Annotated in this window: 25 protein-coding genes; 15 read left to right on the top strand and 10 right to left on the bottom strand. The window is 72.1% G+C overall.

What is annotated here, in order from left to right:
- The first annotated feature begins 1 nt into the window (after position 1).
- The 8 genes from ACIRSS_RS11305 to ACIRSS_RS11270 are packed head-to-tail and all read left to right on the top strand — an operon-like array spanning position 2 to position 8,885.
- Positions 2–1,270 (top strand): ATP-grasp domain-containing protein, encoded by a 1,269-nt coding sequence (locus ACIRSS_RS11305; protein ID WP_400893580.1) that lies wholly within the window; start codon positions 2–4, stop codon positions 1,268–1,270.
- A 49-nt stretch (positions 1,271–1,319) separates the two neighbouring features.
- Positions 1,320–2,537 (top strand): ATP-grasp domain-containing protein, encoded by a 1,218-nt coding sequence (locus ACIRSS_RS11300; RefSeq protein ID WP_400893578.1) that lies wholly within the window; start codon positions 1,320–1,322, stop codon positions 2,535–2,537.
- Positions 2,534–3,775 (top strand): MFS transporter, encoded by a 1,242-nt coding sequence (locus ACIRSS_RS11295; protein WP_400893576.1) that lies wholly within the window; start codon positions 2,534–2,536, stop codon positions 3,773–3,775. Before ACIRSS_RS11300 ends, ACIRSS_RS11295 begins: the two co-directional genes overlap by 4 nt.
- Before the next feature lie 20 nt (positions 3,776–3,795).
- Positions 3,796–5,130 carry a hypothetical protein gene (locus tag ACIRSS_RS11290; protein ID WP_400893574.1) on the top strand — a complete coding sequence of 445 codons (1,335 nt, stop codon included), beginning with the start codon at positions 3,796–3,798 and terminating at the stop codon, positions 5,128–5,130.
- Between the two features lie 15 nt (positions 5,131–5,145).
- On the top strand, positions 5,146–5,820 hold the full coding sequence (locus ACIRSS_RS11285) for a cyclase family protein (RefSeq protein ID WP_400893572.1): 675 nt from the start codon (positions 5,146–5,148) through the stop codon (positions 5,818–5,820).
- Positions 5,813–6,970 (top strand): DUF362 domain-containing protein, encoded by a 1,158-nt coding sequence (locus tag ACIRSS_RS11280; protein WP_400893570.1) that lies wholly within the window; start codon positions 5,813–5,815, stop codon positions 6,968–6,970. The genes ACIRSS_RS11285 and ACIRSS_RS11280 overlap by 8 nt, the downstream gene beginning before the upstream one ends.
- Positions 6,967–8,307: an anthranilate synthase component I family protein gene (locus ACIRSS_RS11275; RefSeq protein ID WP_400893568.1), complete on the top strand. Its 1,341-nt coding sequence runs from the start codon at positions 6,967–6,969 to the stop codon at positions 8,305–8,307. Before ACIRSS_RS11280 ends, ACIRSS_RS11275 begins: the two co-directional genes overlap by 4 nt.
- Positions 8,304–8,885 (top strand): anthranilate synthase component II, encoded by a 582-nt coding sequence (locus tag ACIRSS_RS11270; protein ID WP_400893566.1) that lies wholly within the window; start codon positions 8,304–8,306, stop codon positions 8,883–8,885. Before ACIRSS_RS11275 ends, ACIRSS_RS11270 begins: the two co-directional genes overlap by 4 nt.
- 202 nt (positions 8,886–9,087) lie before the next feature.
- On the opposite strand, the gene ACIRSS_RS11265 is transcribed toward ACIRSS_RS11270, so the two are convergent.
- Both ACIRSS_RS11265 and ACIRSS_RS11260 read right to left on the bottom strand, forming a co-directional pair.
- Positions 9,088–9,357, bottom strand: coding sequence for a hypothetical protein (locus ACIRSS_RS11265; RefSeq protein WP_400893564.1), 270 nt, complete (start codon positions 9,355–9,357; stop codon positions 9,088–9,090).
- A 182-nt stretch (positions 9,358–9,539) separates the two neighbouring features.
- Positions 9,540–10,499 (bottom strand): ArsR/SmtB family transcription factor, encoded by a 960-nt coding sequence (locus tag ACIRSS_RS11260; protein ID WP_400893562.1) that lies wholly within the window; start codon positions 10,497–10,499, stop codon positions 9,540–9,542.
- Positions 10,500–10,892: 393 nt separating this feature from the next.
- On the opposite strand from ACIRSS_RS11260, the gene ACIRSS_RS11255 reads away from it, so the two are divergent.
- From ACIRSS_RS11255 to ACIRSS_RS11235, 5 genes are read left to right on the top strand one after another with little or no spacing between them, the layout of a single operon-like run.
- Positions 10,893–13,103, top strand: a complete 2,211-nt coding sequence (locus tag ACIRSS_RS11255) for an ATP-binding protein (protein WP_400893560.1) — start codon at positions 10,893–10,895, stop codon at positions 13,101–13,103.
- A 5-nt stretch (positions 13,104–13,108) separates the two neighbouring features.
- Positions 13,109–13,543 carry a roadblock/LC7 domain-containing protein gene (locus tag ACIRSS_RS11250; RefSeq protein ID WP_400897404.1) on the top strand — a complete coding sequence of 145 codons (435 nt, stop codon included), beginning with the start codon at positions 13,109–13,111 and terminating at the stop codon, positions 13,541–13,543.
- Positions 13,540–13,917 (top strand): DUF742 domain-containing protein, encoded by a 378-nt coding sequence (locus ACIRSS_RS11245; protein WP_400893558.1) that lies wholly within the window; start codon positions 13,540–13,542, stop codon positions 13,915–13,917. Before ACIRSS_RS11250 ends, ACIRSS_RS11245 begins: the two co-directional genes overlap by 4 nt.
- The gene (locus ACIRSS_RS11240; protein ID WP_400893556.1) at positions 13,898–14,485 is read left to right on the top strand and encodes a GTP-binding protein; all 588 of its coding nucleotides are present in this window, start codon (positions 13,898–13,900) and stop codon (positions 14,483–14,485) included. The genes ACIRSS_RS11245 and ACIRSS_RS11240 overlap by 20 nt, the downstream gene beginning before the upstream one ends.
- An 18-nt stretch (positions 14,486–14,503) precedes the next feature.
- Positions 14,504–15,262 carry an MHYT domain-containing protein gene (locus ACIRSS_RS11235; RefSeq protein ID WP_400897402.1) on the top strand — a complete coding sequence of 253 codons (759 nt, stop codon included), beginning with the start codon at positions 14,504–14,506 and terminating at the stop codon, positions 15,260–15,262.
- On the opposite strand, the gene ACIRSS_RS11230 is transcribed toward ACIRSS_RS11235, so the two are convergent.
- Both ACIRSS_RS11230 and ACIRSS_RS11225 read right to left on the bottom strand, forming a co-directional pair.
- The gene (locus tag ACIRSS_RS11230; RefSeq protein WP_400893554.1) at positions 15,259–15,876 is read right to left on the bottom strand and encodes a PaaI family thioesterase; all 618 of its coding nucleotides are present in this window, start codon (positions 15,874–15,876) and stop codon (positions 15,259–15,261) included. The genes ACIRSS_RS11235 and ACIRSS_RS11230 overlap by 4 nt on opposite strands.
- Before the next feature lie 31 nt (positions 15,877–15,907).
- The gene (locus tag ACIRSS_RS11225) at positions 15,908–16,657 is read right to left on the bottom strand and encodes an SDR family NAD(P)-dependent oxidoreductase (RefSeq protein WP_400897400.1); all 750 of its coding nucleotides are present in this window, start codon (positions 16,655–16,657) and stop codon (positions 15,908–15,910) included.
- Between the two features lie 80 nt (positions 16,658–16,737).
- On the opposite strand from ACIRSS_RS11225, the gene ACIRSS_RS11220 reads away from it, so the two are divergent.
- The gene (locus ACIRSS_RS11220) at positions 16,738–17,253 is read left to right on the top strand and encodes a hypothetical protein (protein ID WP_400893553.1); all 516 of its coding nucleotides are present in this window, start codon (positions 16,738–16,740) and stop codon (positions 17,251–17,253) included.
- 23 nt (positions 17,254–17,276) lie between these two features.
- Positions 17,277–17,819, top strand: a complete 543-nt coding sequence (locus ACIRSS_RS11215) for a ferritin (RefSeq protein ID WP_400893551.1) — start codon at positions 17,277–17,279, stop codon at positions 17,817–17,819.
- Positions 17,820–17,822: 3 nt separating this feature from the next.
- On the opposite strand, the gene ACIRSS_RS11210 is transcribed toward ACIRSS_RS11215, so the two are convergent.
- From ACIRSS_RS11210 to ACIRSS_RS11185, 6 genes are all read right to left on the bottom strand, one after another.
- A complete protein-coding gene (locus ACIRSS_RS11210; RefSeq protein WP_400893549.1) occupies positions 17,823–18,161 on the bottom strand; it encodes a hypothetical protein in 339 nt (112 codons plus the stop codon).
- Between the two features lie 121 nt (positions 18,162–18,282).
- On the bottom strand, positions 18,283–19,389 hold the full coding sequence (locus tag ACIRSS_RS11205; RefSeq protein WP_400893547.1) for an alpha/beta hydrolase family protein: 1,107 nt from the start codon (positions 19,387–19,389) through the stop codon (positions 18,283–18,285).
- Positions 19,386–20,498 carry an alpha/beta hydrolase family protein gene (locus ACIRSS_RS11200; RefSeq protein ID WP_400893546.1) on the bottom strand — a complete coding sequence of 371 codons (1,113 nt, stop codon included), beginning with the start codon at positions 20,496–20,498 and terminating at the stop codon, positions 19,386–19,388. Before ACIRSS_RS11200 ends, ACIRSS_RS11205 begins: the two co-directional genes overlap by 4 nt.
- A 20-nt stretch (positions 20,499–20,518) precedes the next feature.
- Positions 20,519–21,502, bottom strand: coding sequence for a transporter (locus tag ACIRSS_RS11195; RefSeq protein ID WP_400893544.1), 984 nt, complete (start codon positions 21,500–21,502; stop codon positions 20,519–20,521).
- On the bottom strand, positions 21,499–22,380 hold the full coding sequence (locus tag ACIRSS_RS11190) for an ABC transporter ATP-binding protein (protein WP_400893542.1): 882 nt from the start codon (positions 22,378–22,380) through the stop codon (positions 21,499–21,501). The genes ACIRSS_RS11195 and ACIRSS_RS11190 overlap by 4 nt, the downstream gene beginning before the upstream one ends.
- Positions 22,377–22,772: a GntR family transcriptional regulator gene (locus ACIRSS_RS11185; RefSeq protein ID WP_400878524.1), complete on the bottom strand. Its 396-nt coding sequence runs from the start codon at positions 22,770–22,772 to the stop codon at positions 22,377–22,379. The genes ACIRSS_RS11190 and ACIRSS_RS11185 overlap by 4 nt, the downstream gene beginning before the upstream one ends.
- Between the last annotated feature and the right edge of the window lie 208 nt (positions 22,773–22,980).

Below are 22,980 nucleotides of genomic sequence, written 5' to 3'. Positions count from 1 at the left end.
CATGAGACGCATCGGGTTCGTCGAGTCGAACCGGTCCGGATCCGGCTTCGACGCCCTGCGGGCGGCGCGCGGGCTGGGCCTGCACGTCACCTTCTTCAGCTGCGGGCTGGACCGCTACCACGCGACGCCGGGCGGCACCGAGGTGCTCGAGACGTGCGTCGACGAGTTCGTGTCCTGCCCGACCCACGAGCTGGAACCGCTGCTGGAGGCGGTCAAGGCCGTCGACGCCGCCAAGCCGCTCGACGCGCTGCTGTCGGTGGCCGAGTACGAGGTCATCCAAGCCGCCGAAGCGGCCCGCCAGCTCGGCCTGCCCGGCCCCGACCCGGCCGCCATCCGGATCGCCCGCGACAAGGCCGCGCAACGACGGCGGTGGGCCGAGCGCGGGGTGCCCGTGCCGGAGTTCCGCGTCGTCACCACGGCCGAGCAGGCCGTGCGGGCGGCCGGGGAGATCGGGCTGCCGTGCGTGGTGAAGGCGGTCGACGAGACCAGCGGCGCGCACGTCGTCCGCTGCACCACGCTCGACGAGGTCACCGGGACGTTCACCGCGATCCGCTCCGCGACGACCAACCGCCGCGGCCAGGCCCGCTCGCCCGAGGTGCTCGTCGAAGAGTGCCTCGTCGGGTTCGAGGTCAGCGTCGAGGTGCTGGCCGAGGCGGGCGCGGTCCGCGTGCTCGGCGTCACCGACAAGATCCTCGGCGGCCGCAACCGGTTCGTCGAGCTCGGGCACAGCTTCCCGACGGCGCTGCCCGGCGACGTCCGGCGCGAGCTGGAGTCGGCGGCGGTGGCCGCCACCGAGGCGGTCGGCTTCGACCTCGGCATCGCGCACGTCGAGCTCAAGTACACCGGGGACGGCCCGAAGCTGATCGAGATCAACCCGCGGCCGGCGGGCGACCGGATCACCGAGCTGATGGACGCCAGTTTCGGGTGGTGCACGATGGAGCTGCTGATCCGCCAGTACCTCGGCGAGTCCGCCGGCGACGTCGTGACCGAGCCGGCGCGCGGCGCCGCCATCCGGTACCTCACCGCCGACCCCGGGATCGTGACCGCCGTGACCGGCCTGGACATCGCGGCCGCGGTGCCCGGGGTCCGCGAAGCCGGGGTGTCGGTCGGCCCCGGCGGGCGGGTCGACCCGTTGCGGGTGAACGAAGACCGCGTCGGCCACGTCCTCGCGACGGCCACCGACGCCTACCTGGCGGGCCGGATCGCCGAGGCCGCCGCCCAGCAGATCGTGGTCGAGACCCGGGCCGATGCGCCGCCGATGGTCCGCTGATGGCCGCGTCGGCGAGGCTGGACCCCGTCCGGACGGAGGAAGAGAAGACATGCCGAACCTCGTGATGGTGATGCCCTACAAGGCATACCTCGGCAAGGCGCGCGCGGAGGGCTTCCGGATCACGGCGATCTGGGACCCGGCCGAGGCCACGCGGCTGTTCGGCGCGGACGCGCCCGCGTACCTCAAGGAGGTCGAGAGCCTCGCCGAAAGCCTGTGGCTGGTCGACTTCACCGACCGGGCCGCCTACGCCGAAGCGATCCGCGCGGCCGTGCGGGACACCGGCGCCGGCCACGTCTGGCACGTCGGCAGCGAGGAAAGCATGCAGCTCGCCCACGAGGTCGCCGACGAGCTGGGCGCGGCGGTCAACTCGCCGCGCTCGGTGTTCCTGCTCAACGACAAGCTCGCCATGCGGACCCTGTTGCGCGACAAGGGCATCTCGACGGTCCGGTTCGCCACCGCGGACCGCTGGCAGGACATCGAACCGCTGCTGGCCGGCTTCACGCTGCCCGTCGTGGTGAAGCCCGCCGCGCTGTCGGCCAGCCGCGGGACGCGGCTGCTCACCGACCCCGCCGAGCTGCCCGCCTGGGGCGACGAACTGGCCGCGCTGGCCTACTCCGGGCCGTTGCTGGTCGAAGAATACCTGCGCGGCCCCGAGTTCAGCGTCGAAACGATGACCGTGCGCGGCGAGCACCACGTCATCGGTGTGACGCGCAAGCTGCTCGGCCCGCTGCCGCACTTCGTCGAGCGCGGTCACCTCTTCGGCGAGCCGGAGACGGCGGAGACGCGGGCGGTCGCCGCGCTCGCGGTCGAGCTGCTCGACGCCGTCGGCTACCAGTGCGGCCCGGCGCACACCGAGGTCATCCTGACCGCCGGCGGCCCGCGGATCGTGGAGTCGCAGGCCCGGCTGGGCGGGGACAAGATCCCCGACATCATCGGGCACGCGCGCGGGTTCGACGTCAAGCGCGCGATGTTCGCCGCGCTCGCCGGGCGGACATCGCTGCCGGAGCCCGGCGGCTCGGTCGGGCACATCGCGTACTTCTCCTTCCCCACCGGAGTTCTGCGGTCGGTCACGGGTCTCGAAAAGGCGCGAGCACTGGACTATGTGGACACCCTGAGCTTCCCGTTCGTCCCCGGAGACGTCTTGCCGGAGACCGTCAGTTCCAAAACCCGGCACGGTTTCGTGATCCTCACCGGCTCCGAAGACGCGGAACAGGCCCAAGCCCGCGCGGACCACGTCCGTTCCCTGATCGAGGTGGAGGTCCGATGAGGAGCTTCTTCGCCCTGCACCGCAACGTCCGGGTCCGGATCGGCCTCGCGTTCGTGCACAAGCTGATCGACGCGATGATCCTCACCTTCATCGCGATCTACCTCGCGGCGCACGTCGGCGTCGCGGTCGCCGGGGCGCTGATCCTGGTGTTCGCCGCGTTCGCGGTGGTCGGCATGCTGGTGGGCGGCCACCTGTCCGAACGCTGGGGCCGGCGTCCGGTGCTGATCATCGGCGACCTGGTCGGCACGGGGTTCCTCGCGGTGATGGCCGTCGCCTACTACTCGGAGTGGGGCGCGCTCGCGGTCTACTTCTCCTACGCCGTCGTGAAGTTCGGGACGAACCTCGCGCTGCCCGCCAACGACGCGACGATCATCGACGTCACGCCGCCGGCCGACCGCAAGTTCGTCTACACGGTCAACTACTGGGTGATCAACGTCGCGCTCGGCACCGGCGCGCTGCTCGGCGCGTTCCTGTACAGCGCCCACTTCGGCGCGGTCATCCTCGGCGGCGCCATCGGGATGGCCTTCGCCCTCACGATCACCGTGACGATGGTGGCCGAGACCAGGCCGGAGATCCCCCGGCCGCCCACCAAGCTCACCGGGCTCGCGCAGTTCGCCCAGGGCTACAGGGTGGTGCTCGCCGACTCGACGTTCCGCCGGCTGATCATCGCCGCCACGCTGATCCTGACCCTCGAAGGCCAGCTGAGCACCGCGATCGGCATCCGGCTGTCGACGGACTTCCCCACGCAGCCGGTGTTCCCGTTCGGCGCGGTGACCGGCGTGGAGATGCTCGGCGTGCTCAAGGCGGTCAACACGATCCTGGTCGTCGCGTTCGCGCTGGTGGTCAACACGCTGCTGAAGCGGATGCCGGACCGCGCGCGGCTCTACGCGGGCATCACGTTGTACGCGGGCGGGTTCGCGGTGCTCGCCGTCACCGACGACGCGTGGCTGCTGCTCGTGGCCGTCGTCGTGCTGACCGTCGGGGAGCTGATGAACCTGCCGGTGCAGCAGGCGCTGCTCGCCGAGCTGGCCCCGGACGACGGGCGGCCGCGGTACCTGGCCGCGTACTACCTGCACATCCGGTTCGGCCAGATCGTCAACTCGATCCTGATCAGCCTGAGCGCGGTGGTGAGCATGGCCGGGATGGCCGGGATCTACCTGGCCTTCGGCGTCGTGATCATCCTGCAGTACCGGGCGATCCTGGCCCGGCGCGAGACGCGCGTCGCGGTCTCCGCCTGAACCCCACTGGGAAGGTAACCATGTCGGCACGGTCCGAGCGGATCACCAAGGCCTACCTCGCCGGGTGCGAGGAGGCGGACAGCCCGCTGCGTCACGCGCGGGAGAGCCTCGAGCTGTCGGAGACCAAGCGCCGGTCCTGGCCCCGGCTGCTGCCGCGGCCGATCGTGGTCGACGAGGCGGAGTACCGGGCGTTCGGCCGCGACCTCGTCACGGTCTACGAGCTCGTCGGCAGCCTGCCGCGGCGCCTGTTCGACGGCGACTTCGACCGGTTCCGCCGGTCGCTCGGCATCGACGACCGGCACGCCGCGCTGATGACCCGGCTGCTCGGCGAGGAACCGCCACCGCTGTACGGCCGCGCCGACGTCTACTACGACGGCACGGCGTTCAAGCTGCTGGAGTACAACATCGGCAGCGCGCTCGGCGGGCTGGACATGGTGGGCACGCTGCCCAAGGCGTACCTGCGGGTCCCGGCGGTCGCCGAGTTCGCCGCCGAGTACCGGCTCGGGTTCCTCGACATGGGCTCCGACCTCGCCGAGGCGCTGCGCAACGCGGGCAAGACGATCGGCGCGGGCGAGCCGGTGGTGGCGATCCTCGAAGGCCCCGGCGGGATGACGACGTACGGCCACCAGCGGCGCGCGATCGCCGAGCTGCTGGAGGAGAACGACGTCGTCTGCCGAGTCGGGGAGATCGGCGACCTGGAGTTCCGGTCCGGCAAGCCGTACCTCGACGGAACCGCGGTCGACGTCATCCTGCGCTACTACGGCCTCGAGGAAATGCTGGAGCACCCCGACTGCGACGCGCTGCTGGAGCCCGTCTTCCGCGCCCACGAAACCGGCCGGGTCGTCGTCTGGACGCCGACGAACGTGTTCAGCAACAAGGGAACCCTGGCGATGCTGTCCGAGTTCGCCGGCACCTTCGAGCCGGCCGAGCGGGCGGCGGTCGAGCGCGTGCTCCCGTGGTGCCGGATGCTCGGCCGCCCCGGCGCCGGCCCGGACGCCGGCCGCATCGACGAGTGCATCGAGCGGCAGGACCAGCTGGTGTTCAAGCCGACCGGCCTCTACGGCGGCCAGGGCGTCGTCATCGGTCCCGAGGTCGACGCGGCGACCTGGCGGGAGACGCTCGAAGCCGGTTCGCGGACCGGGTCCCTCGTCCAGGAGATCGTGCGGCCCAACCTGGAGGCGGTGATCGACCCGGACACCGGCGAGCGCTCCGAGTGGTACGCGCTGTGGGCGGCGTTCATGACCCCGGCTGGGCTCTCCGGCGGCGGCGTGCGCGCGATCCCGCCCGGCGGCACCACCGTCATCACGATGATCAACAACCCCGACGTCCGCAACACCTGCCTCTTCACCTGCTGAGCAAGGAGAACCCCGGTGCCCCGACTCGTCGACCTCACCCACGGCTTCTACGACGGAATGCCGTCCTACCCCGCCGACTGGTTCCCGAAGTTCGTCAGCGAACGCTCGATGACGCCGGAGACCGACCCGTACGGCACCAAGCGCACCTTCTCGTACCTGCACGTGTTCCCGCACAACGGGACGCACATGGAGTACAAGCTGCACTTCTACCCCGGCACCGAAGGCATCGACGAGGTCCCCCTGCAGACGCTGATCGGCCGCGCCTGCGTCGCCGACCTGTCACACAAGGGCGAGCTGGACGAGGTGACCGGCGAAGACCTGGAGAAGGCGCTGCGGCCGGTGTGGCGGCCCGGCGACCGGCTGCTCATCCGCACCGACTGGCTGCGGCACAACTGGGGCCGCTCCGACTACTGGGACCGCCCGCCCTACCTGACGCCGTCGGCCGCGCAGTGGGCCATCGACAACGACGCGTGCCTCATCGGCTTCGACTGCCTCACCGAACGGCCGGGCGACGCGGAGTCCCCGGTCCACCACGCGCTGCTGGCCGCCGGGATCCCGCTGCTGGAGTACGTCACCAACATGCACGAGCTGACCAAGCAGGTCGTCCAGCTGATCGCGCTGCCGACCAAGGTCGCCGGCGCCGAAGCCGCGCCCGCGCGCGTCATCGCGATGGAGGACACCGATGAATGAACAGGTCGCCTTGACGGCTGTCGGCGGTGACGCCGGCGTGCCGGACGGCCTGGCCCGGATGCTCGACCTGCTCGGCGACCCGCTGTCCGCGCTGCCGCCCGGCGCGCAGGTGCTGATCAAGCCGAACCTCTTCCAGACCGCGCCCGGGTTCCACGTGCGGCCGGCGCTGCTGGCCGCGATCGCCCGCGCCGTCGCCGAACACGGGGCGCGGCCGGTGATCGCCGAGCGCACGCACGCGATCTACGAGATCCTGCGCGACCACGAGGCCGCGAAGTACGCCCGCGTCGTCAGCTTCGACGACCTGCCGCTGCGCATCACCGGCATCCCCGGGGCGACATCGCTGCGGGTGCCGATCGCCGTCCCCGAGCTGATCCTGGACTGCGACTACTTCATCGGCGTCCCGCAGCTGCGCACGCACGCGAGCGTCGTCTACTCGAACGCGATGAAGAACCTGGTCGGGCTGCTGCCCGGGTACACCACCCGGATCGTGCACATGGCGGGCGTCGACGAGTCCACTGTGGACTTGAACCTGATGCGCCCGCAGGACCTGGTCGTCTGCGACGGGACCACCGTGATCGAGGGCAACTACCCGATGGACGGACAGGCGCGCGAGGTCGGCTTCCTGGCGGCGAGCCGCAACGCCGTCGCGCTGGACGTCGCCGTCGGGACACTGGCCGGCTTCGACCCGGACAGCGTCGCGTACCTGCGGGACGCGCACGCGCGGGGGATGGGACCCCTTTCCCTCGACGACATCGAGCTGCTCGGGACGCCGCTCGACGAGCTGGCGTTCGACATGGTGAAGGCGCCGGTCGAGATCGTCGTGCCGCGTGAAGGCATCCACGTCTATGCGGACAACGCGTGCCCGGCGTGCAGCCGGTTCGTCGCCGGGGCGATGCGGGCGCTGGCCGGGGAACTGTGCGAGTGGGCCGGGGAGATGACGGTCATCTCCGGGCCGCAAGTCTCGCTCCCGCCGTTGCGCGGGGAAGTGCTGCTCGTCGGCAACTGCCTGTACGAGAGCCGGGACCTCGGCATCTTCGTCGAAGGCTGCCCGCCGCGGGCGATCCAGCTCGCCGCGTTCCGCTACGCCATGGGCAAGCCCGTCGGCGACCACGAGCGGACGCAGTTCCGGGTGCCGGCGGTCGCGCGATGATCACGTCCGCGCTGTCCCCGGGCGCGCGGCTGCACCGCTGCGCCGTCCCGCTGGCGTCCACAGTGGACCCGGTGGCGGCCGCCGCCGCCCTGCGGCCGGCCGGGCGCGTGATGCTCACCGCCGGGCCGGGCGGCCGGGACGCGGTGCTGGCCGCGGGCGAGCTCGCCGTCCTGTCGCACCCCGGCGGCGACGGGCCCGCCCCGCTCACCGCGGCGGTGGACCTGCTGGCCGGGCTGGACGTGCCGCCGGACACCGCCGATGCCGAGACGGCCTGGTACGGCTTCCTGGCCTACGACGCCGCGCGCGACTTCGAGCGGCTGCCCAGCCGGCACCCGGCGAACGGGCGGCCGGTGTACGAGTTCTTCCTGCCCGAGGTCTTGGTCACCGACGGGCGGGTGATCGGCCGGGGCACGACCCCCGCGGCGGCCCGCAAGGCGGCCGAGCAGGTCGCCCGGACGCTCGACCGGCTCGTCGTCGCTCCACTCGGGACGGTCGCGGTCGGGACCGGGACGTTCGTCTTCGGCTACGACGAGTACGTCCACGCCCTGCGGCGCGCCCAGCAGCACATCCTGGACGGCGACGTCTTCCAGCTCGTGCTGTCGAACCCCTGGACCGCACCGGCCACTGTGGACGGTTTGACCGTCTACAATCGACTAACCGAGATCAACCCGTCCCCGTACCACTTCTGGTACGGCGGACCGGAGTTCGAGGCCGTGGGGGCGTCGCCGGAACCGTGCCTGACGCTGTCGGGTGGCCGCGCGCTGATCCGCCCGCTGGCCGGCACGCGGCCGCGGGGCCGCGACGGCCGCGCCGACCGGCTCGCCGAGGACGACCTGCGTTCGTCGGTCAAGGAGCTGGCCGAGCACCGGATGCTGGTCGACCTGGCCCGCAACGACCTCGGCCGGGTGTGCCGCCCCGGGACGGTGTCGGTGGAGCGGCTGATGGCGGTGGAGCGGTATTCGCACGTCATGCACCTGACGTCCGACGTCTGGGGCGAGCCGGCTCGCGAGCGCGGGACGGCGGAGCTGATCCGGGCGACGTTCCCGGCGGGCACCATGACCGGCACGCCGAAGGTGCGCGCGATGGAGATCATCGACTCCTTGGAGCCCGCGCGGCGCTGGCTGTACTCGGGCGCGGTCGGCTCGTTCGGGGTGTCCCATGTGGACCTGTACCTGACGATCCGCAGCATGGTTTGGTGCGACGGCGAAATCCGGCTGCAGGCGGGCGGCGGCATCGTCCACGACTCCGACCCGGCCGAGGAGTACGCGGAGTGCCTGGCGAAGCTCGGGTCCGGGGCGCGGGCCCTCGGCGTGACGGTGGAAGGGGCGGCGGCGTGATCTGCGTGCTCGACAACTACGACTCGTTCGTCTACAACCTGGTGCAGTACCTGGGCGACCTCGGCGCGTCGTGCCAGGTGTACCGCAACGACGAGGTGTCGGTGGCCGACGTGGCCGCGCTCGACCCGGAGCTGGTGCTGATCTCCCCGGGCCCGGGCGCCCCGGCGGACGCGGGCATCTCGGTCGAGCTGGTCCGCGCGCTGGCGGGGCGCGTGCCGATCCTCGGGGTGTGCCTCGGCCACCAGGCGATCGGCGCGGCGTTCGGCGCCCGGGTGGTGCACGCGGCCGAGCCGATGCACGGCAAGTGCGCACCCCTGGCCCACGACGGCCGCGGCGTCTTCGCCGGGCTGCCGAACCCGCTGACGGTGGCCCGGTACCACTCGCTGGTGCTGGACCCGGCGTCGCTGCCGGCGGACCTGGTCGTGACGGCGTGGTCGTCGACGGGCGAGGTGATGGGCGTCCGCCACCGCGAGCTGCCGATCGAGGGCGTCCAGTTCCACCCGGAGTCGCTGTTCACCGAGGGCGGGATGGCGATGGTCGCGAACGCGATGCGCCCCCGCACCCTGGTGCGCAGTTAGGCGAGCTGATCCGGAAGGGGTGAGGCAGCTTCGCCCGGGGCGTGGGTGGCCTGATCGCCGCGAACCCGCGGGCCCGGCGCGCGGAAATCCCCTCGGGCGCGGCTGGAGGCCTGCGGCGGTCGTGAGTGTTCGGGAGAGTCAGAACCGCCCTGACCACTCACGACAACCCGACCACCTGCCGAAGCCCGGGCGCCTTCGCCCGTCAGGCCAGCTCCGCCGAGACGACCGACGCCAGCCCGCGCAGGCGGTCGAGCAGGGGCTCGGTCTCCTCGGCGGCCAGCAGGACCGCGCAGACCATGCTGCTCTCGCGGACGCCGTCCTTGATGTCGACGGACAGCTCGTGGACCAGGTGGCCGCCCAGGGCGGTGACCAGGGCCGGGATCTCGTCGGCGCCGCCGACGAAGTACGTGGCGATGCGGCGGCGCAGCAGCATCGCCGAACGGGTCGCGGGAATGGCGAACGACGTGGACATGGCGGATCTCCCGAACGAAGAAGGAATGAGATCGGGGCCAGGTCCCGAGAAGAGCGATCGACGACGCTGCGCGCCGGCGACCTGGGTTCAGCCGGCGCGCCGGGTTACGAGTCGCGAGGACGTCATGAGGCGCTGCACGGCGACAGGCTAACACGACCCCCGCGCGCCGGGGCAACACCCGATCAGCCGGCGCGGATGACGCCCAGGCCCAGCGGGGTGATCTCGTGGATCTGCGACTTCCCCGACCGGGCGCTCGTGAGCAGCCCGCTGGCGCGCAGCACCGACGCGTGCTGGCTGGCCGTCGCGAGCGACACGCCCGTCATCGACGCCAGCTCGCTCGTGTTGCACCGGGTGGTCGCCACCGTCACCAGCACCCGCGCCCGCGTCTGTCCGAGCAGCGCCACCAGGGACGGCCCGGGCTCGGCGTCGCTGTCGAAGCGCGGGTGGCCGATCGAGTAGACCAGCACCGGCGGCAGGCCCGGGTCCTTGTACGTCGTCGGCATGCCGTGCGCGAAGAACGTCGGGATCAGGCGCAGGCCGCGGCCGTCGAGGTGCAGCTCCTGCGCGATCGGGAAGCGCACCCGCAGCACCGGCGGCGTCCACGTGACGTCCGGGTGCAGCGTCGAGAGCAGCAGCTGCGGCCCGCCGCGGTCCAGGTTCGCCCGCAGCCGGTCGCGGTCGCGGGCGACGACGTGGCGGACCGTCTCCCAGTCCGGGGCCAGGCACTGGCGGTAGTAGTCGTGCAGGGCGGTGCCGAGCCGGTGCAGTTCGCGGGTCTCGCCGCCGGCCAGCCGGCGCAGCCACGGCGTGACGCGCGTGCCCTGCGAGGCCAGCTCGGCGACGTCCGCGGCCAGCACCTTCCCCGGGGTCTCGAGCAGCGCGGAGACGCCGTCACCGATCGTGGCCTGCCCGGCCGGGGTGAGGAAGTCCGGGCAGTACCCGTACGGCGGGACGGCCGACATCAGCAGCCGGCCGGACTCGGGGACGGCGGTGCGCGACCCCTTGCGCCACCGGCCGAAGAACGGCTCGCCCTCGGGCCGGCGGATCCGGTAGCTGCTCATCAGCAGCTCCCACATCGGATCGGCGTCCTCGGCGATGGTCACCTTCGCCAGGTCCGCGTCCGTGAAGTGGATCTCCAGCATGCCCGCACCCCCTTTCCCGGCCGAGGATAGCCGCGGTGACGCCGAGTGACGTTTCACCCAGGCGTGAAAGGTCCGCACGGCTGTTGACGCTGCTCACGAGCCGCTGGCACCGTCTTGCTCACCTCCCGCCGGATTTCACGGCGAGTGGCGCGGGCCGGCTGGGGGTCGGCCCGGCTCGATCCCGCCTTCCCGCGGACGGAAATTCACGCACTTCGCGAAGGCGAAAAGCGGCGTCGCCGACCATTACCCTGCGTAGCTGATGCGTACGGGGGAAACGGCCGCGGTTCCTTGACAGCACCGCCGCCCGCGGAGTTATGTCTCCGGTCTGAATTCCGTGAAAAAAGATCCCGGAAATCGTTCTCGGCCACCGGTACGAATCGAGCCACGCCACCGATGAAAGAAGACGAACCGCTTCGCCGTCGTTCCACCCCGTCGTGGAATCCCGGCACCTGGCGGCTGCGCACCAAGATCTCCGTCGTGTTGCTGCTGCCCGTCCTGGTCGCGCTGCTGCTGGCGGGCGGCCGCATCCAGACCGAGCTCGCCCAGGCCGGCGCGCTCAGCGCCGTGCGCGACCAAATGCCGGTCGTGCAAGGGATCGCCGAGCTCACCGGCCTCGTCGACGACGAGCTGATCCACGACGGCGCGGCCGCGCAGACCGCCGCCGTCGACGCGAAAACCGCCTCGATCCGGCACGACGCTGAATTCGCGCAGCTCGGCCCGGAGCTTTCCCGCACACTGGAAGATCAATTGGCGAAATTGGCCGGCCTGCGGCAGCAGGAAGGTTCGGCCGGGGGGAAAGCCGCCGCCTACCACGACTTCGTCGTCGGCTTGAGCGAGGTGATCCCCGGTATCGTCGCCCAAGCCGGGAATGTCGATCTCGACCGGCCCGCCGATATCACGAAAGCATTGACGCAGCTGAGGACGTCCCTGGCCGGCCAGGAGGTGCCGGACGGAAGATCCGCGGACTCGCTCGCGGCCGCCGTCGCCGAAGAGGCGGTGCTCACCGGGCAGATCCGCCGCGCGCTGCCGTCCGGTGCGGTGGCGGCGCGGTTCGCCGCCGCGACCATCCCCGGCGCCGGCGGGCCCGCGGCCAAGCGCGCGGCGCTCGGGACCATCCTGGACGACCAGGTGACGACCCTCGCGGACGCGGTCGGCGCCCGGACCAACCTCACCCGGTCCGACGCGCTGCGCGACGCCGCGCTCGTGATCGCGGCGCTGCTCGGGGCCCTCGCCATCGCGCTCGCCGTGGCCCGTTCGGTGGTCGCCCCGATCCGGCGGCTGCACGCCGCCGCGGTCGACACCGCGCGCCGCCGGCTGCCCGCCACCATCGAGCGGATCCGGGAAGGCGAGGACGTCGACTGGCAGGCGACCGAGCGGCTGCCCGTCGAGTCCGAAGAGGAGGTCGGCGAGCTGGCCCGCGCCTTCGACGACATGCACCGGCAGGCCGTGCGGCTGGCCGTCGGCGAGCAGGCCGAGATGCGGATCCAGGTCAGTGAGATGTTCATGACGCTGTCGCGGCGCAGCCAGTCGCTCGTCGAGCTGCAGCTGTCGGTGATCGAGGACCTCGAAGCCGACGAGCAGGACCCGCAGCGGCTGGCCGAGCTCTTCCAGATCGACCACATCGCCACCCGGCTGCGGCGCAACGGCGAGAACCTGCAGGTCCTCGCGGGCGGGCGGCCGGTGCGCCGCGAGGTCGGGCCGGTCGCCACGGTCGAGCTGCTGCGCGCGGCGACGTCGGAGGTCAAGGACTACCAGCGCGTCACGCTCGGCAACGCGCCCCGCGGGTCGGTGCAGTCCGAGGCCGCGGCCGACGTCGTGCACATCCTCGCCGAGCTGCTGGAGAACGCGATCCGGTCGTCCCCGCCGGACGAGCAGGTCGTGCTCACCGCCGACCGCGGCTTCGACGGCGGCGTGCTGATCGAGGTCGTCGACACCGGGCTCGGCATGACCCGCGAGGACCTCGAAGCGGCGAACGCCCGGCTCGCCGCCGGCGCGTCGGTGAGTCCGGAGACCACCCGCCGGATGGGCCTGTTCGTGGTCAGCAGGCTCGCCGCCTCGCACGGGATCACCGTGCGGCTGCGGCCGACGACCACGCGGACCGCGAGCGCCGGCATCACCGCCAGCGTGCACGTCCCCGGGGTGCTGATCCTGGTCGACCTGCCGCCGCGGCCCGGGCTGCCCGCGTCGCTCAACGGGAGCGCCCGGCACGAGCCGGAACCCCGGTGGCCCGCCGAGGAACCCCCGGCCGTCGCGGAGCCCGTGCCGATGCCGACGCCGATCTTCGACCAGATGCTGTCGCACTGGTTCGCCGACCCGCCCGCGCAGCCGGCGCGCACCGGCGAGTGGGCGACCCCCGCCGACGACGTCCGGCAGGCCGCCGAGGCCGCGGTCGGCACGCTGGACGACCTCGAGCTCACCGACTCGGGCCTGCCGACCCGGCAGCCCGGCGCTCAGCTCGCCCCCGGCTCGGTCACCCCGCGCAAGCCGCGGGAGGCCGACCCGTCGTTCCGGGACCCGGCCGCGGTGCGGAGCAACCTTTCCCGGCACTACAGCGGTATGCGCGCGGCCCGCCACCGGGTCGCGACCGACCCGAAGGGCCAGTGATGAGCATGAGCACCCGGCAGGGAGGAGCGGAAGTGGTCGACCAGTCCCGGAACTGGCTGGTGTCGGCGTTCACGCAGGAGGTGCCCGGCGTCGCGCACGCCGCGCTCGTCTCGGCGGACGGCCTGCTCGTGGCGGCGAACGACTCGATGCCGCGCGACCGGGCGGACCAGCTCTCCGCGATCGCGTCCGGTCTCGCGAGCCTCGCGCTCGGCACCGCGGACCTGTTCACCGCCGGGCGGGTCGTGCAGTCGGTCATCGAGATGGAGCAGGGCTTCCTGCTGCTGATGAACGTCGGCGACGGCTCGAACCTGGTGGTCCTCGCCAACCCGGGGTGCGACATCGGCCTGGTCGGCTACGAGATGACGCTGCTGGTCGACCGGGTCGGGAAGATGGTCGAGACGCCCGCGCGACCCACGGCCGCACCCGGGGCGAGCCGGTGACCCAAGGCCGGCGGCGCGAAGGCGGGCGGCACGCGGCATCGCTGGCCCGGCCGTACGCGTGGACCGCCGGGCGCACCCGGCCGACGGTCGACCTGGCGGTGGAAGCCCTCGTCGAGACGACGGCCGAGGGACGCGCGGCGCCCTTCAGCCCGACCAACCCGCTGGCCGCGGTGACGCAGCTGTGCCTGAACCAGCGCTCGGTGGCGGAGGTCGCCCTGCACCTGGGCGTGCCGCTGGGCGTGGCCCGGGTGCTCATCGGCGACCTGCTGGTCGCCGGCCAGGTGTCCATCCGCGACACGCTCACCGCGGACGCCTCCTTCGACGAACGCAACGACCTGCTCGAAAGGGTCCTCAGTGGACTACGCGCACTCTGACAAGCGGATCACCTCGGCCAAGATCGTCGTGGCCGGCGGGTTCGGGGCCGGCAAGACGACGTTCGTCGGCGCGGTCTCCGAGATCGACCCGCTGCGCACCGAAGCCGTGATGACGGCCGCCGCCATCGGGGTCGACCGGACCGAAGCGGTGCCGGGGAAGTTCGCCACGACGGTGGCGATGGACTTCGGCCGGCTCACGCTGGCCGACGACCTGATCCTCTACGTGTTCGGCACGCCGGGGCAGCACCGGTTCTGGTTCATGTGGGACGACCTCGTCTGCGGCGCGGTGGCGGCGATCGTCCTGGTCGACACGCGCAGGCTGGCGGACAGCTTCGCCTCGATCGACTTCTTCGAGTCGCGCGGGCTGCCGTTCCTGATCGCCGTCAACCAGTTCCAGGACACCCGCCAGCACCCGCCGGAGCAGGTGCGCGAAGCGCTCAAGGTCCCGGCGGAGGTCCAGGTCATCACCTGCGACGCGCGCTCGCCGGAGTCGACGAAACAGACCCTCATCGCCGCGGCCGAGTACGCGCTGGCCGCGTTGCACGCCCCGCGGCAGCGGCAAGCCTGACAGGAGCCGGAAATGCACATGGACCACGACGACTTCGCGATGGGCCACTGGCTCGTCGTGCTCGCGTACCTCACTTCGGTGGTGGGCTGCGCCCTCGGGCTCGCGTGCACGCTGCAGGCGCGCACGACGGACAACGCGCGCACCCGGCTGACCTGGCTCGGGCTGGCCGCGCTGTCGATCGGCGGTGTCGGCATCTGGGTCATGCACTTCATCGCGATGCTCGGGTTCTCGACGCCGGGCCTGCCGGTGCGCTACGACATCCTGCGCACGGCGCTGTCGGCGGTCCTGTCGGTGGCGGCGGTGTTCTGCGGCCTGCTGGTGTTCGGCGTCCGCAACCGGTTCGCCTGGCGGCGGCTGCTGCTCGGCGGGCTGCTGACCGGGCTCGCCGTGAACGTCATGCACTACACGGGGATGTGGGCGGTCCAGATCAAGGGCACGATCGGCTACGACCCGACGCTGGTGGTGCTGTCGGTGGTGATCGCCGTGGTGGCGGCGACGGCGGCGCTGTGGTTCACGGTCGGGCTGGACAAGCTCCTGCCGCGCCTGGCGGCGGGCCTGGTGATGGCGGCGGCGGTGACGGGCATGCACTACACGGGCATGGCGGCGGTCCGGCTGCACCTCGACGCCGGGGCACCGGACCCGTCGGGCGCGGAGGTGTTCTCGTTCCTGTTCCCGGTGTTCGTGCTGGCGGCGCTGGCGATGGCGGTGCCGATCTGCGCGGTGCTGATGGCGTCGTCGAGTTCGGAAGCGCCCCGCCACACGTCGGTCGTGCCTTAGTCCGAAGTGGACACCGGGAACCGGTCGGCGCTGAAGTGGACGAGGATCGCCGTGGCCGTCGCGCAGATCTCTTCGCCCGCGCGGAGGGTGCCGGTGGCGTGCAGCTTCCGCCCGTCCCGGCGCTCGAGCCGCCCTTCGACGCCGAGCGGCACCGCGTACGGCGTGCCGCGGAGGTAGTCGACGGTCAGCGACGCCGTCATCCCGGGGAAGCCGGCCGCGGCGGTGGCGCGGCCCAGCACGTGGTCCAGGACCGCCGCCACCCAGCCGCCGTGGACCCGGCCCGGCGGTCCTTCGTGCGCCGCGCCGAGCAGGACCTCCGCGCGGACCTCGTCCGGACCCACGTGCGTCCACGACAGCGGGGGCGCCAACGGGTTCCCGGGCCCTTCCAGCGGGTTGTTGACGCTCAGGTGGCCGCCGCCTTCGAGCGCGGCGAGCAGCAACGGCGGTGCGCCGCCGCCCTCCCGCAGCGCGGCGGTGACGGCTTCGACCCGGCTCGCGGCGGCGGCCAGGTCGGCTTCGTCGCCCGCGCACACGGAAGCTTCGATCAGCTCGCGGATCCGGGACCCCAGCAGCGCGCGCCCGGGCGGCACGCCGTCGACGATCGGGAAGGTCATCGCGCCCCCAGGAACTAGAACGTGTTCCAGGTTACCAGGTCGGCCGGGCGGTGACCCCGCCGTCGACGACGAGGTCGTGCCCGGTGATCCAGGAAGCCAGCGGGGACGCCAGGAAGACGCACGCGTTGCCGACGTCTTCGGGGGTGCCGAGCCGGCCCAGCGGCGCGGCGCGGTGCCACCGTTCGACGCCTTCGGGCCAGTCCCGCTCGAGCCCGTCTCGCGCGATCAGCCCGGGGGACACGGTGTTGACGCGGATCCCGCGCGGGCCGTATTCGAGCGCGGCGCCGCGGGCGTGCATGACGAGCGCGGCCTTGGCCGAGCTGTAGTGGACGTGCCCGGGCGCGGGCTGCCGGGCCTCGATCGAAGCGACGTGCGTGACGCTGCCGCCGTCACCCAGCAACCGCGCGGCGGCCTGGGTGCAGGAGAACGCGCTGGTCAGGGTCGCGTCGAGCATGGCCCGCCACTGCCGCGCGGTCAGGTCCGCGAGCGGTTCGACGGGCTGGGCGCCGGCGTTGTTGACGAGCGCGTCGAGCCGCCCGCCCCAGTCCGCGACGGCGGCCAGGAGCGCGTGGCAGGCGTCGTCGTCGGTGAGTTCGGCGGTGAAGGAGCGGGCGCGGCCGCCCGCGGCTTCGATGGCGGCGACGACGTCGTCGGCCGCACCGGGACGCCGGTGGTGCACGGCCACGGCGCTACCGGCCTCGGCGAAGCGCCGGGCGATCCCGCGGCCGATGGTCCCGGACGCGCCGGTCACGCAGGTCACCGTTCCGGCGAGGTCGGGCAGGTGGCTCGGCACGCGCAGATCGTAGCTTCCGGCCGAATTCTTCAGGCGGATTTGCCGCCTTTCCCCGGTATCGTGCCGGCATGCTCTCGCCGGTGCCCGCCGCCCTCGCCCCAGCCGCACCGGGTTCCGCGCCGTGGTGGGGTGTTCCGGTGATCGCCGGGGGCTTCCTGCTCGCGGGCGCGGTGATCGCGTTCCTCGCGACCTCGCTGAGCGATCGCCGGCGGCTGAACCGGGAGGACCGGCGCCAGTGGGACCGCGACATCCGCGACGCCTACCTGGAGATCACCCGGTACTTCGGGCGGATCACCGCCTTCCGGTACCAGGTGCTCACCGACGAGGGCGACCGCCGGTCGAGGTACCAGGCCGGCGCCGAGGCGCTCGCGGGCCTGCGGGAACAGGTCGCGATGCTGGAGGTGATCGGGACGCCGGCGGTGATCGCCCGGGCGCACGAGCTGGAAGACCGCAGCGCCGCGGTCATTTCCCTGTGGCACGAGCTGATCAACCCCGGGAAGCCCGAGTACCGGGCCCTGAACGCGGCCCGGAACGAGCTGCTCGACGCCGTCAAGGACAGCGTCCGCGGAGCGCGCCGCTCGTAGCCCGCGCGCGTACCTTGTGGGGCATGGCCGATACCCAGCGTTCGAAGTTCTCCGAGCTCCTGCAGGCGCAGATCCGGCACGAGTTCACCGCCGCGCAGCAGTACATCGCCCTCGCCGTCTGGTTCGACGCCCGTGACCTGCCGAGGCTGGCGAAGCGCTTCTACCGGCAGTCGATCGAGGAACGCAACCACGCCCTCGCCATGGTCCAGTACCTGCTCGACCGGGACCAGCCGGTGGCCATCCCGGGCAGCGGCGACGTCCGCAACGACTTCTCCAGCGCGCACGAGGCGATCGAGGTCGCCCTCGACCAGGAGCGGGCGGTGACCGCCGACATCGAGGCCATGGCGAAGGCCGCGCGGCTGGAGGAGGACTACCTCGGCGAGCAGTTCGTGGCCTGGTTCCTCAAGGAGCAGGTCGAAGAGGTCGCCCAGATGTCCACGCTGCTCACGGTCGTCGAGCGCGCCGCGGACAACCTCTTCGAGGTCGAGAACCACCTGTACCGCGAGGCCACGACCGGGGTCGAGGACGCACCGGACATGCCGCCGGTCGCGGGCGGCAAGCTCTGAGCGCTACAGGAACGTGGTGAGCCACGTCGCCGGCCGGAACGTCCGGCTCAGCGCGACGGCGAGCAGGCCGAGCCGGACCAGCCGCCGCTGCCGTTTCCCCAGGACGGCGGCGATCAGGACCAGCCCGAGCAGCGTCGCCGCCGGACCGGCCAGGACGGCGGCGCCCAGCCCGGAGCACACGGCGGTGACCGTGCCGGGGGTGATCGCCACCGCGGCGGTGCGGGCGAGCCCGCGGCCGGGTCGCCGGGCGGCGACGGCGCGCGCCGCCGCGGCGTGGGCCAGGGGATCGCGGTGATCGCCGGGTCGTTCGCGGGTAACCTGCTGCTGGTCGGGCTGGGCCACCTCGTGGGCGGCGGCCTGATCGTCGGCGCGGGCTACGGATTCCTCGGCGCCCCTCGGATTGACAGATGACAAAGGGAAAGGCGGAAGCGGCACACCCCCACGAGTGCCGCTTCCGCCGTTCTCAGTGGCAGAACGAGACTTCCGGGTAAGCCGGTGTGTCGAGCACCGGCCGCGGCTCGCCCCGCACGTGCTGGTCGAAGAACGCGTTCACGTACGTCCGCGTGATCTCCTGCGTCCGCGCGGCGCTCGTCGTCGCGCCCACGTCGACCCCTAGCTGGTCCCCGATCAGGCCGACGTCGGTGAAGGACGCGTGCAGCGTGCCCGCCACCTCGAGCCAGCGCTTCCACCCGGTCAGCTGCGCCCAGTCGCGTTCCCACGGCTCGTTCGGCGGGCAGGGCGTCGCCGCGAGCTGGTGGCTCAGGAACATGAACGGCCGCGACAGCCCGGGCGCGGTGAGCGCGACGTTCGTCGTGCCGTCGATGTCGATCCCGGCGCGGATCCGGGGGTCGGCGACCATCGCGGGGATCGTGCTCGCGCCGCCGATGGAGTGCCCGGCCATGCCGATCCGCGACGCGTCGACCAGCGACGCCCACCGGGAGTGCGTCAGGGAGTCCAGCACGAACGACACGTCGGCGGCCCGGCCCAGTTCCAGCTTCGTCCAGAACGCGCTGTCGTGCGGCACTTCGCAGGACGCGCACCCGGCGAAGTGGCCGTCGGGGAAGCTCGTGCCGGTGTTCTCGTAGGTGTGGCCGACGAGCGCGACGGCGTACCCGTGGCTCGCCAGGTCCTCGGCCAGCGCGGTGAGCGTGGCGCGGGGCTTGGTGTAGCCGGGGGAAAGCACCACCAGGGGCAGGTGGTGCCCGGCCGGCCGGGCACCGGCCACCGAGTGGGTGACCACCCCGGTGAGCAGGTCCGGCGGCACGTCCAAACCGCTGTCCTGCAAAAGTGCCGCGGATTCGGCCGACGTCAGGTACTGCGCCTTCGGCCCGTGCGCGGACGCCGCCGGGTAGAACAGCGAGACCATCAGCTCCCGGTAGGGCACCGACGGCACCCAGGGGTCCGGCCGCGAGGTGTCCTTCAGGTACACCGGCGTGCTGCCCACCGGCCGGTCCCCGGTCGGCGCCGGCAGGGAAAGCGTCATGTCGGCCTCCGGGGAGTGCGGCTGTGCCGAAGCCACGGGCGAAGACAAAGCTAGCGCGGTGACCGCGGTGAGGATCGTCGTCTTCATCCGATGAACGTCACTTCCGGGTAGGTGGGTGACGGCGCGGCCAGCAGCGGCTCGGGCCGGCACCGCAGGTTCCGGTCGAAGAAAGCGCTTACGTAGTTCCGCGTGATCGTCAGCGCGCGGGCCCCGTCGATCGACGCGCCGATGTCGACGCCCAGCTGATCGGCGAGCACGGCGAGATCGGTGAACGAGCCGTGCACCGTGCCGGACACCATGAGCCAGCGCTTCCACCCGGTGAGGTGGGTCCAGTCGGTCTCCCAGTCGTCGTACGGACCCTCCTGGCCCGGGACGTAGTCGTCCATGCTGCCCAGGAACAGGAACGGCCGGGACAGCCCGGACGCCGGGAGCGGGACGTGGATGCTCCCGTCGATGTCGGCCCCGGCCCGGATGCGCGGGTCGGCCAGCATCGCCTGCGTCGTGACCGCGCCGCCCGCGGAGTGCCCGGTCATGCCGATCCGCGCCGGGTCGATCAGGGCGCCCCACTTCTTCGAGTGCAGCAGCTGGTCGAGCACGAACGACGTGTCCTTCGTCCGCACCTGCGCGACCTTCTCCCAGATCCCGGGCTGGTCGTCGACTTCGCAGGCGGCGCAGCCGGTGACGTGGCCGTCGGGGAAGGTCGTGGCGCGGTTCTCGTAGGTGTGGTCGATCGCCGCCACCGCGTAGCCGCGGCTGGCGAGTTCCTCGGCCAGCGCCGTGAGGACGGCCCGCGGCTGCGTCCAGCCCGGTGACAGCACGACCAGCGGCCGGCCGTGCCACCGCCCGGCCGGTTTCGCGTCGACGACGGCGTTCGTCCGGACGGTGCTGAGGACGTCCAAGGGCAGCCCCGGGATGTTGTCCCGTTCGAGGTTGCGCTCGGACTCCAGCGGTGTCATGTACTGCTTCGTGGGCCCGTTCGCCGACGTCGCCGGGTAGAAGACGGAGACCATCAGCTCCCGGTAGGGCACGGTGGGCACCCAGGGATCGGACCGTGATCCGTCCACAAGGGACAGTGTGCTGACGCCGACGGGCTCGTGGCCGGTCGGGCGGGGCAGGTGGGGCGTCGTGGCCGCCGAAGCGACCGGCGATGCCGACAGCGTGAGGGTCAAAGCGGTGGCTACCGCGAGAGTGCGCATGATTCCCCCAGGAACCGGAGTCAGGACAGGTGGCGGACGCGACGGAAGCAGAACCAGGTGAGCAGGGCGGTCATCGCGAGGTAGAGCGCGAGCTCGAGCCACTGCAGCGGCCAGAACCGCGAACCCGGCTGGTAGGTCAGGCGCTGCTGGTAGCCGTGCTGGCCGAGCTGGGCCATGCACGCTTCCATGCTCCCGCGCTCCGGCGGGCCCTGGCCCGGCCGCGGGGCGCACGTCTGGACGAAGTCCGGCAGCGGATCGGCGACGTTGCCCGCCGGGTCGATGGTCTCGTTCGCCAGCACCCACGCGCCGGCCGGGTTCCGCACGCCGATCTCCAGGATGCCGTGGGTGTCGTCGCCGGTGATGTTCGAGATGTTCTCGCCGGTGATCGCGACCGTCTGGGTCTGCGGCGGCAGCAGGTAGGGCCGCACGAAGGTCGGCACCAGGAGGAGTACGGCGGCGAGCGCGACGAGCGTGACGGCCATGGCGGCCACGGTCCGCTTCAGCAGCATCCCGACCGCGACGCCGAGCGCGAGGGCGAAGGCCGCGTAGCCGATCGGGACGATGCCGCGCGCGCCGAACACCACCGGCGCCATGCGCGAAAGCATCCCGCGGTCGGTCTGCCGGGCCGCGAGCGCGTCGATCGGGCTCGCCCACCACGACACCGCCCAGCCGAGCAGGCCGGCCGCGACCACCGCGGCGAGCAGGCCGAAGCCGAGCTTGGTGGTGAGCCACCGCTTGCGCGTGACGGTCTGGTTCCAGACCAGGCTGCGCGTCCCGGTCTCCAGCTCGCGCGTGATCATCGGGACGCCCCAGAACACGCCGATCACCGCGGGCAGCAGGTACAGCACCAGGATCGTGCCGGCGAAGAGGGCGTCCTGGTCGGAGAAGTCGGTGCGCCCGACCAGGTCCGGGCCGGTGATCGCGAGCGCGACGCCGATCAGGACCAGCGCGGCGAAGAGGGACAGCGCCGACGTGCGGAACTGGCGCCAGGTCAGCCAGGTCATCGGAGGACCTCCAGGGCGGGACGGGCGGCGGCGGGGTTGCTCATGTACTCGAGGACGAGGTCCTCGAGGCCGATCCGCGCGACCGTCCACGCGGGATCGAGGATCGGCGCCTCGGTGCGGACGAGCACGGTGGTCTGGCGGTCGGTGTGCTTCTCGGAGACGACGAGCTGGTCCGCCGGCAGCGTGCCGACGTCGCGGCGCGGCCCCGACAGCCGGTGGTGCGTGGTCAGCAGCTCTTCGACCTCGCCGATCAGCCGGACCTGCGAGTCCACCAGCACGACGAGGTGGTCGCAGACGCGTTCCAGGTCGTTGACCAGGTGCGAGGACATGACGACGGACAGCCCGTGCTCGGCGACGGCTTCCATGAGGTCCTGCAGGAACTCCCGGCGCGCCAACGGATCCAGCGCGGCGACCGGTTCGTCGAGCAGCAGTAGCTCGGGCCGCTTGGCGATACCGAGGGTGAGCGCGAGCTGCGCGCGCTGGCCACCGGACAGCTTCCCGGCGTGCTGCTTCGGGTCGAGCCCCAGCCGTTCGATCCGCTTCGCGGCGAGGGCGGTGTCCCAGCGCGGGTTGAGGTGCGCGCCGAGCCGCAGGTGCTCCTCGATGGTCAGCCCGGTGTAGACGGGCGTGCTCTGGGCGACGTACCCGACCTTCGCCAGCTGGTCCGGCCCGCTGCCGGGGACGCCGCCGCAGACTTCGATGCTGCCGGTCGTCGGCTCCAGCATGCCGGACGCGATGTTCAGCAGGGTGGACTTCCCGGCACCGTTGGGGCCGACGAGCCCGGTGACGTGGCCGGCTTCGATCTCGAGCGTGCAGCCGGTCAGCGCCCACTTGCGCTTGTACTTCTTGCCCAGCCCCTGGGCTCGCAGGACGGTCACGCTATGTCCTCTCTGGCGGAGTCGCGAAACGTGGACATCAGCAGGGCCTCGATGCTCTCTTCGTCGAGACCGGCCTTGCGGGCCTTGCCCAGCCACCGGCGAAGGTCCTGCCGCAGCGACCCGAGCACGGCGAAGGAGGTGCCGCCGTTGAGCGTCGCGGTGACGAAGGTGCCGACACCGGGCCGGGCCGAGACGAGGCCGTCGTGCTCCAGTTCGCGGTAGGCCTTCAGCACGGTGTTGGGGTTGATAGCGAGGGAGGCGACCACGTCCTTGACCTTCGGGAGCTGGTCTCCCTCGGCGAGCAGACCCAGGCGGAGGGCGTGCCGCACCTGCTGGACCAGCTGCTGGTACGGCGAGAGCCCCGACCGGGCGTCGAGGTGGAATTCGATCATCGGCAACTCCATTTATCTAGTTGCCTAGTACTATAGCTAAACGGTGCAAGTCTGCGCCAGAGATCTTTCGGAGCGTCCCGGGAACCCTCGCCGGGCTTCGCGCGAACAACCCACGACAGCCGTGATCTTTTTCGGCTCGGCTGCCAACCCGATCACCCCCTCGCCCGTCTGAGGGGGTGATCATCTCCTCCGACGAAAGGGTTCTTCG

It is taken from the genome of Amycolatopsis sp. NPDC101161 (assembly GCF_044768185.1).
Taxonomy (GTDB): domain Bacteria; phylum Actinomycetota; class Actinomycetes; order Mycobacteriales; family Pseudonocardiaceae; genus Amycolatopsis.
This window is presented reverse-complemented; position numbering and strand designations above follow the sequence as displayed.